Source organism: Rhodococcus baikonurensis (assembly GCF_040489275.1).
GTDB classification, from domain to species: Bacteria; Actinomycetota; Actinomycetes; order Mycobacteriales; family Mycobacteriaceae; genus Rhodococcus_F; species Rhodococcus_F baikonurensis.
Map to the genome: position 1 here is coordinate 215,283 of NZ_JBEUOQ010000008.1, position 14,289 is coordinate 229,571.

Annotated in this window: 10 protein-coding genes; 5 read left to right on the plus strand and 5 right to left on the minus strand. The window is 64.7% G+C overall.

What is annotated here, in order from left to right:
• Window positions 1–60: 60 nt before the first annotated feature.
• From ABWI03_RS20180 to hemE, 4 genes are read right to left on the minus strand one after another with little or no spacing between them, the layout of a single operon-like run.
• Entirely contained in the window at window positions 61–2,337 is a 2,277-nt protein-coding gene (locus tag ABWI03_RS20180) for a molybdopterin guanine dinucleotide-containing S/N-oxide reductase (RefSeq protein ID WP_298781640.1), read from the minus strand.
• Window positions 2,338–2,391: 54 nt separating this feature from the next.
• Entirely contained in the window at window positions 2,392–3,087 is a 696-nt protein-coding gene (gene hemQ, locus ABWI03_RS20185) for a hydrogen peroxide-dependent heme synthase (RefSeq protein WP_019748269.1), read from the minus strand.
• Between the two features lie 4 nt (window positions 3,088–3,091).
• The gene (locus ABWI03_RS20190; protein WP_298781523.1) at window positions 3,092–4,453 is read right to left on the minus strand and encodes a protoporphyrinogen oxidase; all 1,362 of its coding nucleotides are present in this window, start codon (window positions 4,451–4,453) and stop codon (window positions 3,092–3,094) included.
• On the minus strand, window positions 4,450–5,547 hold the full coding sequence (hemE, locus tag ABWI03_RS20195) for a uroporphyrinogen decarboxylase (protein WP_298781520.1): 1,098 nt from the start codon (window positions 5,545–5,547) through the stop codon (window positions 4,450–4,452). Before hemE ends, ABWI03_RS20190 begins: the two co-directional genes overlap by 4 nt.
• 168 nt (window positions 5,548–5,715) lie before the next feature.
• Between hemE and ABWI03_RS20200 the strand changes: the two genes are divergently transcribed.
• The 5 genes from ABWI03_RS20200 to ABWI03_RS20220 all read left to right on the plus strand — a co-directional run bounded on the left by ABWI03_RS20200 (window position 5,716) and on the right by ABWI03_RS20220 (window position 12,562).
• Window positions 5,716–6,306, plus strand: coding sequence for a DUF3000 domain-containing protein (locus tag ABWI03_RS20200; protein ID WP_095970515.1), 591 nt, complete (start codon window positions 5,716–5,718; stop codon window positions 6,304–6,306).
• 60 nt (window positions 6,307–6,366) lie between these two features.
• Complete coding sequence (locus ABWI03_RS20205; protein ID WP_166809531.1) at window positions 6,367–7,773, plus strand: WS/DGAT/MGAT family O-acyltransferase; 1,407 nt, start codon at window positions 6,367–6,369, stop codon at window positions 7,771–7,773.
• A gap of 11 nt (window positions 7,774–7,784) precedes the next feature.
• Window positions 7,785–9,074 (plus strand): HRDC domain-containing protein, encoded by a 1,290-nt coding sequence (locus tag ABWI03_RS20210; protein ID WP_095970733.1) that lies wholly within the window; start codon window positions 7,785–7,787, stop codon window positions 9,072–9,074.
• A gap of 161 nt (window positions 9,075–9,235) precedes the next feature.
• On the plus strand, window positions 9,236–10,456 hold the full coding sequence (locus ABWI03_RS20215; RefSeq protein ID WP_095970517.1) for a thiolase family protein: 1,221 nt from the start codon (window positions 9,236–9,238) through the stop codon (window positions 10,454–10,456).
• A complete protein-coding gene (locus ABWI03_RS20220) occupies window positions 10,457–12,562 on the plus strand; it encodes a 3-hydroxyacyl-CoA dehydrogenase NAD-binding domain-containing protein (protein WP_235172138.1) in 2,106 nt (701 codons plus the stop codon). It abuts the gene before it with no gap.
• 66 nt (window positions 12,563–12,628) lie between these two features.
• On the opposite strand, the gene ABWI03_RS20225 is transcribed toward ABWI03_RS20220, so the two are convergent.
• The gene (locus ABWI03_RS20225; RefSeq protein WP_298781514.1) at window positions 12,629–14,200 is read right to left on the minus strand and encodes a GMC oxidoreductase; all 1,572 of its coding nucleotides are present in this window, start codon (window positions 14,198–14,200) and stop codon (window positions 12,629–12,631) included.
• Between the last annotated feature and the right edge of the window lie 89 nt (window positions 14,201–14,289).

Sequence of the window (14,289 nt, forward strand, 5' to 3'; positions counted from 1 at the left end):
TCGTGACGCCTGATTCAGGCGCTCACGAGGTTCGACGCGGGAGGTGGCCGATCGGTTCCGTCAGCGCGAACCAAGCACCGGCGGATCGAACGCCTTGACCGGTGGCAGTACCCCTTCGAATTTCTCGATCTGCACCAGAACGTGCTGGCCGGTGCACCCGTGCGAAAGCGAAGACGTACCGATGTCCGGCGTCAGAACGTTGGGATTTCCGTGAACACACAGAGAGTCGGGATCGGCAGGATCGAGTGGGTCGTACCACGCACCGGTCGACAACTGGACGACGTCGCTCCGCAAATCCGAATCGACGATCACACCAGCCAGGCATGCCCCGCGATCGTTGAACACGCGCACGACGTCCCCAGCCGAGACGCCGCGCGCGGCGGCGGCATCGGGGTGCATACGAATCGGCTCGCGTCCCTTGATCTTCGACGCCTGACTGACATCACCGTGATCGAGTTGGCTGTGCAGTCGCGTCTTGGGCTGGTTGGCGATCAAGTGAAGCGGGTATTGCGAGGCCCGCGGTCCGCCCAACCACTCGTCGGGCTCGTACCAGCGCGGATGGCCGGCGCAGTCGGCGTAGCCGAACGACTCGATGGTCTCGGAGAAGATCTCGATCTTCCCACTCGGAGTCGAGAGCGGATACTTCTCGGGGTCCTCGCGGAAGTCACCGAAGAGCACGAGGTTGTCCTCGGTTCGCATCCGGTAGTGCCCGTCGGACCAGAAATCCTCGAACGTCGGTGTGTTGCCGCCGTCTGCATCGACGAACGGGCGCCATTGATCGTAGAGATGCTCGATCCACTCCTGCGAGGATCGCCCCTCGGTGAACTGCTCCCCGAATCCGAGTGCGGAAGCCAGATCGGCAAACGTGTCGTAGTCGTCACGCGAGTTCGCGAAGGGAGGAACGACCTGCTGCATCGCGACCAGAAGCGGATCATTTCGCGTGCAACTCAGGTCATTTCGTTCGAGCGAAGTGGTCGACGGGACGACGATGTCGGCGCTGCGAGCCATCGGCGTCCAGTAGGGATCGTGAACGACGATCGTGTCCGGACGCGCAAATGCCCGTCGCAGCCTCGGGAGATCCTGGTGGTGGTGAAACGGATTGCCACCAGCCCAGTAGACCAACCGAATATCCGGATAGGTCAGGCGCCTGCCGTCGTAGTCGAATTCCTCACCGGGCGAGAGCAACAGATCGGAGATCGCGGCTACCGGAATGAAATCCGACACCGGATTCACACCTTGAGATAAGGTCGGCAACGGATACGGCACCGGAGCCAGACCCGGCTCGTTCATCGAACCGTAGCCGTGCCCGAAACCGCCACCCGGAAGCCCGAATTGGCCGAGCATCGCGGCGAGGGTCACCCCCATCCACGGCGCCTGCTCACCGTGTTTGATGCGCTGCAACGACCACGTGACCGTGACCAGCGTCCGGCCCGACGCCATTCGCCGAGCCAAGTCGGTGACGAACTCGGCGGGCACCCCGGAGATCTCCTGCGCCCAGCGCGGATCCTTCGGTACACCGTCGGCGCGTCCCAGCAGGTAATCCTCGAAGCGTTCGTAACCGACACAGAAGCGGTTCAGGAATTCGCGATCGTGCAGACCCTCCGACGCCAGGACAAAAGCCACGGCGAGCATGATCGCCACATCGGTTCCCGGGACGGGTGCGATCCATTCACAGTCACCCTCGACGTCGTCACGCAGCGGACTGAACGAGACGATCTTTCCGCCGCGAGCCCGAAACGCGTCGAGCGCCCCGAGTGTCGGATGACCGCTCGTACCACCGGCATTGACGCCGGTGTTCTTGATCGGAACTCCCCCGAACGAGACGAGGAGATCGGAATGCTTCGCGATGACGTCCCACGACGTGGAGCGCGCGAACAACTTCCAGTGTGTTCCCACCACTCGCGGCATGATGACGCCGGTGGCTCCGAGCGAGTAACTGTGGACCGATTTGGTGTATCCACCCAGCTGATTGAGAAATCGGTGAACCTGGCTCTGCGCGTGATGGAATCGACCGGCGCTGGCCCAGCCGTACGAGCCGCCGAAGATCGCGTTGTTTCCATGCGTGTCGACCACGCGACGCAATTCACGCGCGAGCAGTTCTGTCAGCTCGTCCCAGGTGACCGAGACGAATTCGTCGGCTCCACGCCGGTCGCTGGGACCCGGCCCATTCTCGAGCCAACCCCGACGCACCGCCGGACCCGTGACGCGTGACCGGCTGCGCACCGAACCGGCGAGGTTGCCGAGCATCGGCGAAGGATTCGAATCACCCTCGTACGGATGCACGGCGGTCACCTCGCCGGCGACCGATTCGGCGCTGAACATTCCCCAATGGGACATGTGTTGACGACGCCGGTTCGGTGCAGTTGTCACAGAAACTACTTTCGAGGTAGGTCAGGGAAGGGAAAGAACCAACTTCTCGATGTCCACGCGCGGACCGGTGAAGAACGGCACCTCTTCGCGAACGTGCAGGCGCGCTTCGGTGGCACGCAGGTCGCGCATCAAATCGACGATACGGATGAGCTCAGGTGCTTCGAACGCGAGAATCCACTCGTAGTCCCCCAGAGCGAAAGCCGGGACCGTGTTGGCGCGAACGTCCTTGTACGAACGAGCAGCCATACCGTGATCGGCGAGCATCTTGCGACGCTCCTCGTCGGGGAGCAGGTACCACTCGTACGAGCGGACGAACGGGTAGACGCAGATGTAGTCGCCCGGATCCTCACCCGCGATGAAAGAGGGCACGTGGCTCTTGTTGAACTCCGCGGGGCGGTGCACCGCCGAGTTGCTCCAGATGGGGGCACTCGCCTGACCGAGGACCGTGGTGCGACGGAAATCCGCGTACGCGGCCTGCAGTTCCTCGATGCTGGCCGCGTGGGTCCAGATCATGAAGTCCGCGTCGGCGCGCAAGCCGGCGACGTCGTAGATACCGCGAACCACGACGCCCTTGTCTTCGAGACCCTCGAAGAACAAGCGGGCGTCCTTGACCGCAGCTTCCCGATCATCGCCCAGCACACCGGGTTCCACCTGGAACACGGAGAACATGAGGTAACGGATTTCAGAGTTCAGTTTGTCGAAATCAAGGCGTGCCATGGGTCTATCGTGCCACTCGCTCGAATATCCGTGTAGCCGCCGTCGTGCCGACTGCGACACACGCCGGAACCCCGACGCCGTGCAGCCACGACCCGGCCACTTCGAGGCCGTCGAACTGCGCCATCCCGGACTCGATTTCGGCCACGATTTCCGTGTGACCTGGGGCGTACTGGGGAAGACCTCCGTGCCACCGCTGCACGAAGCTCGCTGTTGGCACCTCGGTGATTCCGGTCACGGTCTCGAGATCGGCGCGCGCGAGTTCGATGAGTTCCCCATCCGGCCGATCGACGATCTCCGCTGCACCGAATCGACCGAACGAGACCCGAACGAGATGCTCGCCGCGATCAGCGAGGTGCGTCCACTTTCGACTCGACAGCGTGAACGCCTTGGCGGTCAGGTCGGCGTCGGTGGCAACCAGGATCCCCGAATTCTGCGGAAGTTCGACCTGCCCGGACAAGCGGAGCGCGACCACCACGGACGACGCCAGTTCGATCCGCGCCGCGATACTCGCGATCCCCGGATCGACTCCGGCCAACAACGTCGCTGCCCGCGGAGCCGGGACAGCCAGAATCACCGCGTCGACGCTGCCGAGCGGATCGACGTTCCACCCCGTCCCGTCTCTGCGTAACCCCGAGGCCTCTCCTCGGACGAACTTCGCGTCGGCGGCCTCCCGCAGCGCATCGAGCAGGATGCCGTAACCGTTCCTGAGCGCTCCGAATACCGGTCCGGGTGCAGGCGTCGGCAGTGCCGCGGCGACTGCAGCCGTGAGGCTACGAGCCCCGGCATCGAGCGCCGCAGCGAGCGTCGGTAATGCTGCTCGCACGCCGATGGTGTCCGCCAGCCCCGAATACACCCCGCCCAGCAGTGGATCCACCGATCGGCTGACCACCTGATCGCCGAATCGCCCTGAAACCAGTTCGGCAACACTGCAATCGGAACCACGGGTCCACTCGAACGGGACGCCTGCCTCGGCGGCTATGCGCGCGAAGGTCTGCCCGTCGACAAGTTCTCTCACCGACTCGGCCGACGCAGGGATTCCCATCAGGGTTCCGGCCGGCAACCGATTCAGCGAGCCCTGAGACCAGATCAACGGGCTCAGCCCAGCGGGATGAACGATCTGATCGGTCAGTCCCAGCTCGGCGAGAAGCGCAGGCACCTCCGGCCGCCGGGCGATGAACGCCTCGGCACCGATGTCGACCGGGCCGCCGCCCAAATCGATCGTCCGCAGCTTCCCGCCCAGTCTCGGCGAGTCGTCGACAACCGTGATGTCGGCGTCGGAGCCCAGACTGCGCCGAAGCCGGTACGCGGCAACCAGACCGGAGATTCCGCCTCCGATCACCGCGACCGACGGCCGAGTGGTCGTCACAGCGAGTGCACCAGCTCCACCGCCGACGTGATCGCCGACGGATCGGTGTCGGGCAGAACGCCGTGGCCGAGATTGAAGATGTGGCCGATCGCGCCGGCTTCGATCGCGCGGTCACCTTCGGCGGCGATCCGACGCACCTCGCGATCGATCACCTCGGGGCCGGCGAACAGGACGGCGGGGTCGAGATTGCCTTGCAGAGCCTTGCCAGGGCCGACACGACCGGCGGCGACGTCGAGCGGAATCCGCCAGTCGACACCCACGACGTCGGCGCCCGCCTCCCCCATCGCCCCGAGGAGTTCACCGGTACCGACACCGAAGTGGATACGCGGAACGCCGGCAGCGGCAACCTCGGCGAACACTCGCTCGGAATGCGGAAGTACGAATTCCCGGTAATCCGCGAGCGAGAGGGCGCCCGCCCACGAGTCGAACAGCTGAACCGCGTCGACACCAGCCTCGAGCTGCGCCTGCAGGAAGCAGATCGTGGTGTCGGCCAGGCTTCCGAGCAGCGCGTGCCAGGTCTTCGGATCGGAGTGCATGAGCGCCTTGGTCTTCTCGTGGTTCCGGCTCGGACCACCCTCGACCAGATACGACGCCAAGGTGAACGGTGCTCCGGCAAAGCCGATCAGCGGCGTGGAGCCCAACTCGGTGGTGAGAAGTCGAACGGCCTGCGCGATCGCCCCGACCTCTTCGGGGACCAGTCGCGGGAGCGCTGCGACGTCGGCGATCGAACGGATCGGATTGGCAACCACGGGTCCGACACCGGCAACGATGTCGAGATCAATTCCCGCGGCCTTGAGCGGAACAACGATGTCCGAGAACAGAATTGCCGCATCCACGTCGTGACGACGCACCGGCTGCATCGTGATCTCGCAGACCAGCGCCGAATCGAAGCACGATTCCAACATGCCGATCCCTGCGCGGATCTCGCGGTACTCGGGCAACGAACGCCCGGCCTGGCGCATGAACCACACCGGCCGCCGACTCGGAGTGCGTCCGGTCGCCGCGGCAAGCAACGGTGCGTCGGGCAAGACTCGCCGAGCGCTGTATTCCGCCGACCCGGTGGTGCCTGAATTCATGTTGTCCAACCCGCTCATCAGTCCTCGCGCTCTCCGCCAACGTATGTCTTCGATCGACTCAATGCTGCCATGCCCGACACCCCGGATCGGACACCCGAGCGGTTCGTGAGCGGCCACACACCCGGGCCACTCTCGGTCGGCGCGCCTCCACCTCCCCGCCCACATCCCGGACTAACGTCCTGACCTGTGACGACATCCGGATCGACAGCCGACCCGGCCGAGTTCCGTGCCGCCGTGGAGGCGATGACCGCTGCGCGGGTTCGGCCCGAGATAGAGGTCGGTCCCATCCGCCCGCCGCAGCGTCTCGCTCCGTACAGTCACGCCGTGGGAGCCGAGGTTCTGCACCCGGACTCCGACGTCGTGGCAGAGCAGTCCGAAGGTGACGCCTTCGGCCGTCTGATCCTGTTGTTCGATCCGGACGGCGACGAGGCGTGGAACGGGACCATGCGATTGGTGGCCTACATCCAAGCCGATCTCGACGAAGCCGTCGCCGCGGATCCATTGCTTCCCGAAGTAGCCTGGAGTTGGCTGGTGGACGCGCTCGAGGCCGGCCCGGAACCTTTTGTCGCCCTGGGCGGTACGGTCACGGCCACCACGTCGGTGCGGTACGGCGACATCGCCGGGCCTCCCCGGGCCCATCAGCTCGAGCTGCGAGCGTCCTGGACTGCAACTTCTTCCGAACTGGCTCACCACGTGGAGGCCTTCTGCGAAGTCCTGGCATACGCGGCAGGGCTTCCGCCCGCCGGGATAACCACGCTGTCGCGGCAGAGCGACTGACTCCGCTACTCGTTTACGCATTTCCCCGGAAAATTACTAGAACCTGTTCTAGAATGAGTCATGCAACGTCTCAGCGGACTCGACGCGACCTTCCTCTACTTGGAAACACCGACCCAGCTATTGCACGTTTGTGGACTTGTCCTGCTCGACCCGACAACCATTCCGGGCGGCTACGACTACCGGAAGCTCCTCCGCGAGTTGGACTCGCGGATGGCCACCATGCCGACCTTCCGGCGCAAACTCAAAGATTCTCGCCTCAATCTCGACTACCCGGTCTGGGTCGACGACCACGATTTCGACATCGAGCGGCATTGCCATCGGACCGCGGTACCCGCGCCGGGAACGCACGCAGAACTGGCGGAACTTGCCGGACACATCGCCAGCCAGCCGCTGGATCGGTCCCGCCCGCTGTGGGAGATGTGGGTCATCGAGGGCCTCGCCGACGGGCAGATCGCCGTCATGTCGAAAATCCACCACAGCGCCGCCGACGGTGTCACCGGCGCAAACATCCTGGCTCAGCTGTGCAGCCTCGAACCGGATTCGCCGGCTCTCGTGGATCCCGATGCCCAGGGCGCGGGCGACGCCGGAACTCTCGACATCGCGATCGGCGGACTCATGGCTGTCATCGCACGGCCCGCGCGAATTGCCCGTCTGGTCCCCGGCGGAATCGCCATGCTCCCCAAGTGGGTGACGCGTGCACGCAAGGGTGAAGCCATGCCTGCGCCGTTCACCGCGCCGCGAACCTCGTTCAACGGCGCTATCACCGGCCACCGCAACGTCGCGTTCAGCCAACTCGATCTCGCGAAGGTGAAAGCCGTGAAAGACCGCCACGGCGTGAAGGTCAACGACGTGGTCCTGGCGCTCTGCGCCGGAGCTCTGCGTAAGTATCTGGAGGACCGGGACGAACTACCGGAGGACTCCCTCGTCGCCATGGTTCCCGTCTCGGTTCACGGCAAGTCCGACCGGCCGGGCACGAACCAGATCTCGGGCATGTTCACGCAACTGGGCACCCAGATCGCCGATCCCGTCGAACGCCTGCACGCGATCAGCGATTACAACGCCACCTCGAAGGACCACAACGAAGCCCTGGGCGCGAACATGCTCCAGGACTGGTCACAGTTCGCATCACCGGCGGTATTCGGCGCCGCCATGCGCGTGTACTCGTCACTCAAGCTCGCCGAGCGTCATCCGGTCGTGTCCAACCTGGTGGTCTCCAACGTGCCCGGGCCGCCGGTCCCGCTCTACTTCCTCGGTGCACAGATCAAAGGAATGTTCCCGCTCGGCCCGATCTTCCACGGGGCGGGCCTGAACGTCACGGTGATGTCGCTCGACGGAAAACTCGACGTCGGCATCGTCAGTTGCTCCGATCTGGCACCCGAATTGGACCAGCTCGCGCAAGGTTTCGGGGCAGCTCTCGACGAACTGTTCGACGCTGAGGTGACAACCACTGTCCCCACTGCGACGTAGAGTCAATGACCATGTCCGAAGTCACCGATGATGCGACCGAGCCCACCTCCGACGTAGTTCCGCTGCTCGTACCGCGTGACGGAGTTCCGGAAGTCATCACCACTGCCGCCGGCGTCTCCGGTGCCGCGGCCGCGCTGGCTTCCGGTCACGGCCCGCTCGCGGTGGACGCCGAGCGGGCATCCGGATTCCGCTATTCGGCACGGGCGTACCTGATCCAGCTCCGACGCGAAGGAGCAGGATCGTTCCTGCTCGACCCGATTCCGACAGCGCAAGACCTGCAGCCGTTGGCCGAGGTGATCAACCCGTTGCAATGGGTGCTGCACTCTGCCGATCAGGATCTCCCCGGCCTCGCCGAACTGGGCCTGACACCGGCCGAGCTGTTCGACACCGAACTTGCCGGGCGACTGGCCGGATTCGAGCGAGTTGGACTCGCCGCGATTGTGGAACGAACTCTGCGAGTGGAACTTCGCAAGGGTCACGGGGCTGCGGACTGGTCGACACGTCCACTGCCGGACGCCTGGTTGAACTACGCCGCCCTCGACGTCGAAGTGCTTCTCGAATTGCGCGACGCAATGGAAGCCGAACTCGAATCCCAAGGCAAGCTCGAATGGGCGAAGGAAGAGTTCGAGTACATCCGTCTGGCCGGACCACCCAAGCCCAAACCGGACCGCTGGCGTCGTACGTCGCACATCACCTCGCTCAAGACCACGCGCCAGTTGGCGGCGGTGCGGGCGTTGTGGCAAGCCCGTGAGGATCTCGCACGCAAGCGTGACGTGTCGCCGAGCCGAGTTCTTCCCGACTCCGCGATCATCGATGCTGCCCTCAAAGATCCCCAGTCGTTGGACGCGCTCCGCTCGCTTCCCGTCTTCGGCGGGCCACGTCAACGCCGGTATTCACGTGTCTGGATGGACGCATTGGAAGCTGCGCGCAGGCTCCCCGACAGCGAGCTTCCGCCGAAGACCCCGCCCATCGTCGGACCTCCGGCCGCCGGTCGCTGGGCCCGCCAGGATCCGGCGGCAGCGGACCGCTTGACGGCGGCCAGAGCCGCACTGTCGGACCTGAGCAAAGAAGTGTCGGTACCGGTGGAGAATCTGCTCCAACCCGACCTGGTCAGGCGCCTGTGCTGGGACTGGAAATTGGAACCCGATTCGGACATCGCCGAAGTCGAGAGCGCGATCGAGACCAAGCTCACTTCGGGAGGCGCACGTGGCTGGCAACGCACTTTGACGGTTCCTGTCCTCGCCGAGGCACTGAACTCCGTGGTCCCGGCCGAACCCGAGGCCGAAGCGCCTGAATCCTGACCTGACCCCGGTGTGAAGTTGGAGCAATTCGGCACGTTAAGTTACCGGTCAGTAATGGGCAGTAGTACGCTCGATACGAGGCCGGACGCCTGGCCGTGATCGCCGAACCAACGTCTCACCGCCCTTCGGTGCGGTGGGCAGCTCCATCAGGAGGAATTCGCGTGGCTCCATCCACAAACAACCAACGCAACGTCGTCTTCGTCGACGGCATTCGCACCCCGTTCGGCAAGGCCGGCCCGAAAGGCATGTACGCCGACACACGCGCAGACGATCTCGTCGTCAAGGCGATTCGTGAGCTGCTTCGTCGTAACCCGCAGCTCGATCCCGCGCGGATCGACGAAGTGGCCGTCGCAGCCACCACGCAGACCGGTGATCAGGGCCTGACCATCGGCCGCACGGCCGCGATCCTCGCCGGTCTCCCCGAAACCGTTCCCGGCTTCGCCATCGACCGCATGTGCGCCGGCGCGATGACCGCTGTCACCACCACCGCGTCGGGCATCGGCTTCGGCCAGTACGACGTCGTGATCGCCGGTGGCGTCGAGCACATGGGTCACCACCCGATGGGTGAGGGCGCAGACCCCAACCCTCGTTTCCTCGCCGATCGCCTGGTCGACCCGAGCGCCCTCGTGATGGGTAACACCGCCGAGAACCTGCACGACCGGTTCCCGACCATCACCAAGGAACGCACGGACGCCTACGCCGTGAACAGCCAGAACAAGTACGACGCTGCCAAGAAAGCAGGCTTCATCGCCGACACCCTGGTCCCCGTCGCCACCCGCAGTTCTGCAGGCTGGGGCCTGGCCACCGAGGACGAGCCGCCGCGCCCCGGAACCACCGTCGAAGATCTCGCGAAGCTCAAGACGCCGTTCCGCCCGGCCGGACGCATCACCGCCGGTAACGCCGCCGGACTCAACGACGGCGCCACCGCCGCCCTGCTCGCCGGTGAGGACACCGCAGCCGAGCTCGGACTGCCGGTCGGCATGCGCATGGTGGGCTTCGCCTACCAGGGCGTCGACCCCGCCGTCATGGGAATCGGCCCGGTTCCCGCCACCGAGAAGCTGCTGGCACGCACCGGCCTGAAGATCGAGGACATCGGACTATTCGAGATCAACGAGGCGTTCGCCGTTCAGGTCCTCGCATTCCTCGAGCACTACGGCATCGCCGACGACGACCCGCGCGTCAACCAGTGGGGCGGCGCCATCGCGTGTGGCCACCCCCTCGCTTCCTCGGGCGTTCGCCTGATGACGCAGCTCTCCCGCCAGTTCGCGACCCGTCCCGACGTGCGCTACGGCTTGACCACCATGTGCATCGGCCTCGGCATGGGCGGAACCGTCATCTGGGAGAACCCGAACCACGCTGACTACCAGGCAGGAGTTAACTAAATGTCTGATATTGCAACAGCATTCGCCGACGAGGTCGTGACGAACGCCTACACGAAGATCATCTCGGTCCCCGGCATCGAGGGCCCGTTTGCACTGATTACCCTCGACAACGGCTTCGACCACACCAAGCCGTCGTCCTTCGGTCCCGGCGGACTCGCAGCATTCGACGCCGCCCTCGACGAAGCCTTTGCCGCCAACCCGGTTGCCATCGCCGTCACCGGCAAGCCGTTCATCTTCGCCGCCGGCGCGGACCTCAAGGGCGTTCCCGCGATCACCTCACGTGAGCAGGGACTCGAACTGGGTCGCTTGGGCCACAAGGTGTTCCGACGCCTGCGTGAGTCCTCGGTTCCCACGTTCGCCTTCATCAACGGCGTCGCCTTGGGCGGCGGACTCGAAGTAGGCCTGCACAGCCACTACCGCACGGTTGCCGCCAACGCGGGCGCACTCGGTCTCCCGGAAGCGTTCCTCGGTCTGGTCCCCGGTTGGGGCGGAACGCAATTGCTCCCCAACCTGGTCGGCCCGTCCAACGCCGTCACCGTGGTGATCGAAAACGCACTGAACCAGAACAAGGTGCTCTCCCCCAAGAAGGCACTCGAACTCGGCGTCGTCGACGTCGTTCTCGACTCCGCCGACTTCATCGAGCAGTCTCTCGCCTGGGCGTCGCAGGTTCTTGCCGGCACCGTCACCCCCGCTCGTCCCGAGATCGATCGTGGCCAGGGCTGGGACGACGCGATCGCTCGTGCGAAGGCAATCGTCGACGGCAAGACCAAGGGCAACGCTCCCGGCGCGGTCAAGGCTGTCGAGCTGCTCGAATTGGCTCGCAGCACCGACATCACCGATGCCGCTTCGCTCGACAAGGGCTTCGCGGCCGAGGACGAGGCTCTTGCCGACCTCCTCCTGACGGACGAACTCCGCGCGGGTCTGTACGCATTCGATCTGGTGAACAAGCGCGCCAAGCGTCCCGCGGGAGCACCCGACCGCTCGCTCGCTCGTAAGGTCAGCGGCGTCGGCATCGTCGGCGCCGGCCTCATGGCCAGCCAGCTCGCGCTGCTCTTCGTCCGCCAGCTCAAGGTGCCGGTCATCCTGACCGACATCGACCAGGAGCGCATCGACAAGGGTGTCGGCTACGTCCACACCGAGATCGAGAAGCTCCAGGGCAAGGGGCGTCTGTCCCCCGACGCCGCGAACCGCCTCAAGGCACTCGTTTCCGGTTCCCTCGACAAGGCCGCGTTCGCCAAGACCGACTTCGTCATCGAAGCCGTCTTCGAGAACATGGACGTCAAGAAGAAGGTCTTCGCGGAACTCGAGCAGTTCATCGCTCCCGAAACCATCCTCGCGACCAACACCTCCTCGCTCTCCATCACGGAGATGGCGTCCGGGCTCGAGCATCCCGAGCGCGTGGTCGGCTTCCACTTCTTCAACCCGGTGGCCGTTCTTCCCCTCCTCGAGATCATCAAGGGCAGCAAGACCGACGATGCCACTCTCGCAACGGCTTTCGCTACCGCGAAGTCGCTGAAGAAGTCCGCCGTCCTCTGCGGCGACAAGGCCGGCTTCGTCTTCAACCGCCTCGTCACCCGCACCTTGGGTGAGGTCATGTCCGCCGTCGACGAAGGCACACCCTTCGACGTCGCGGACAATGCCATCGCCGAACTCGGCATGCCCATGTCGCCGTTCACGCTGCTGGCCCTCGTCGGACCCGCAGTGGCTCTGCACACCGGTGAGACCCTGCAGGAGTCGTACCCTGACCGGTTCAAGAGCTCACCGGGACTCGAAGCACTCGTCGAGGCTCGCAAGCCCGGCGTGTGGACCTGGGGCGAGAACGGTCAGGCCGTCGATCCCGAGGTCGCCGCGCTGTGGCCGCAGGGTGACAAGGTGTCCACCTCGGAAGAGGTCCTCGAGCGCACACGTCGTGCATTCGCCGAGGAAATTCAGATCATGCTCGACGAGGGCGTCGTAGCGGCAGCCGAGGACATCGACCTCTGCCTGCTGCTCGGCGGCGGATTCGGATTCTGGAACGGCGGCATCACGCCGTACCTGGACCGGACCGGCACCTCCGAAGCCGTCAACGGCAAGCGCTTCCTCGCGCCTGGCGTTGCCAGCGTCTGAGAAAGTCGATCGAACCGTCACGGACGGCGTGCCTTCGGGTACGCCGTCCGTGGCGTTTGTGCAGACTCAGAAGAGGATTCCCACATCGTCTTTCACGATGTTCTCGAGCGCACGCTCCGCGACGGCGGCAATGGTCATCGACGGATTGCACGCGGCGGAGTTGCCCGGCAGCAGAGCACCGTCGAGCACGTACAACCCACGCTGACCGAGAACCCTGCCATCGAGGTCGCACACCGAGTTCATGCAGGCGCCGCCGAGAGGATGCCAGGTGGACGGCAGTATCGCGTTCGTGTCGGTCAGGAGACCTCCGGCCGCGATCCGATGGGCCGCCGGCCCGATGTGGCGTTGCTGGATCGCCGAATCCCCGTCCTTCGGCCAATGGAGCACCGCCTCACCCCGCACCGAGTCGTACACGAACCGACCTCGGTCGGTACTGACACCGAATCCGACCATCACCGTGCTGTGAGCGTCGAACGCCACCGGCGGGAACGACGCCTGAATGACGGTGAACGCGTTGTGCGGGTCCTCCCAATTCCGACTGCCGTAGACGACCGGTCCACCCTGGGTCGCACCGAAATTCTCGGCGAGATCCGACCAGATGTAGATCCGATCGGCATTGGTCCCCCATCCTGCGCCGAGTTCCTCGGGCAGATCCGTGATCCGCCCCGTTTTCGCTGCGCGGACCAGGAGTTTGGTGGTGTTCATGCTGCCGGCAGCCATGACGAGCGCATCCGTCGTCAAAATCTTGTTCTCGAGAACTTTGCCCGAAATATCGGTCCGGTCCACGTATACGCGCCACCGCCCGTCGGCCGCCCGCTCGACATCGGTGACCTGGTGCAGAGTCTCCACTTCGACCAATCCGGTCGCTTCCGCAGCCGCAATGTAGGTGACGTCCACCGAATGCTTGCCGCCGTTGTTGACCCCGAGTGCGCCGTCACCGTTGGTGTACGACGGCTTCATCTCACCCCGCAGTTCGGCCAGCGCGTAGTTCCAGTCGATGGGCATCGGAATCTTCGACACGGGTAGACCGGAACGCGTTGCGTTACGCGCGAATACGCGTGCCGCCTCGTAGTTGGGGCTGGAAATCAGTTCGTCGGGTGCAGTTTCCACCCGCAGCATCCGCGCCACCCGCGGGTAATGGACGCGGTCCATTCGTGCGTAGTCGAGTTCCTCCGGAAAGTGTGCGTTGAAGACCGTTTCTTCCGGTTGCAGCGTCATCCCTTGGTACACAAGCGATCCGCCGCCCACACCGGCTGCGCAGATCGCTGTCATGTTCTCGCCCGTCACCGTCTCCAGCAAGCCTGCATAGGGCTCGAAGATCGCCGGCCTACCGAACAGAGTCGGGTTGGACTGATGCCAGAGGATGCGCTTGTCCGGGCTGGCGGGATGCGGAAAAGTTTCGGCATTCGGTCCGGTCTGCCACCGAATCCCTCTCTCCAGCAGGGTGACCGGAACCCCTGCCTCGGCCAAGCGAAGAGCCGTGACCCCGCCGCCGAATCCCGATCCCACGACGACGACACGGTGTTCCTCACGGGTCAGCGGAATCCCTGTTGCAGCCTTGGCAGTGCGTGGCGCCGTCATCGCGACTCCCACGGCAGCCGTACCGGCCAAAAATGACCTACGTTTCACTCCGGACATGACTGGTGCTCCCTCGAAGAATGTCGCCAGAGAATTCCGGGCACGCCAAAACTAGACACTCTGACGATCTAGTGTCAAGGTTTTGACGA

Excerpts from the sequence above, each read along its gene's own strand:
- ABWI03_RS20220 (WP_235172138.1), top strand. The coding sequence starts at position 10,457 with ATGTCTGATATTGCAACAGCATTCGCCGACGAGGTCGTGACGAACGCC.
- ABWI03_RS20210 (WP_095970733.1), top strand. The coding sequence starts at position 7,785 with ATGTCCGAAGTCACCGATGATGCGACCGAGCCCACCTCCGACGTAGTT.
- hemE (WP_298781520.1), bottom strand. The coding sequence starts at position 5,547 with ATGAGCGGGTTGGACAACATGAATTCAGGCACCACCGGGTCGGCGGAA.
- ABWI03_RS20180 (WP_298781640.1), bottom strand. The coding sequence starts at position 2,337 with ATGTCCCATTGGGGAATGTTCAGCGCCGAATCGGTCGCCGGCGAGGTG.
- hemQ (WP_019748269.1), bottom strand. The coding sequence starts at position 3,087 with ATGGCACGCCTTGATTTCGACAAACTGAACTCTGAAATCCGTTACCTC.
- ABWI03_RS20225 (WP_298781514.1), bottom strand. The coding sequence starts at position 14,200 with ATGTCCGGAGTGAAACGTAGGTCATTTTTGGCCGGTACGGCTGCCGTG.
- ABWI03_RS20205 (WP_166809531.1), top strand. The coding sequence starts at position 6,367 with ATGCAACGTCTCAGCGGACTCGACGCGACCTTCCTCTACTTGGAAACA.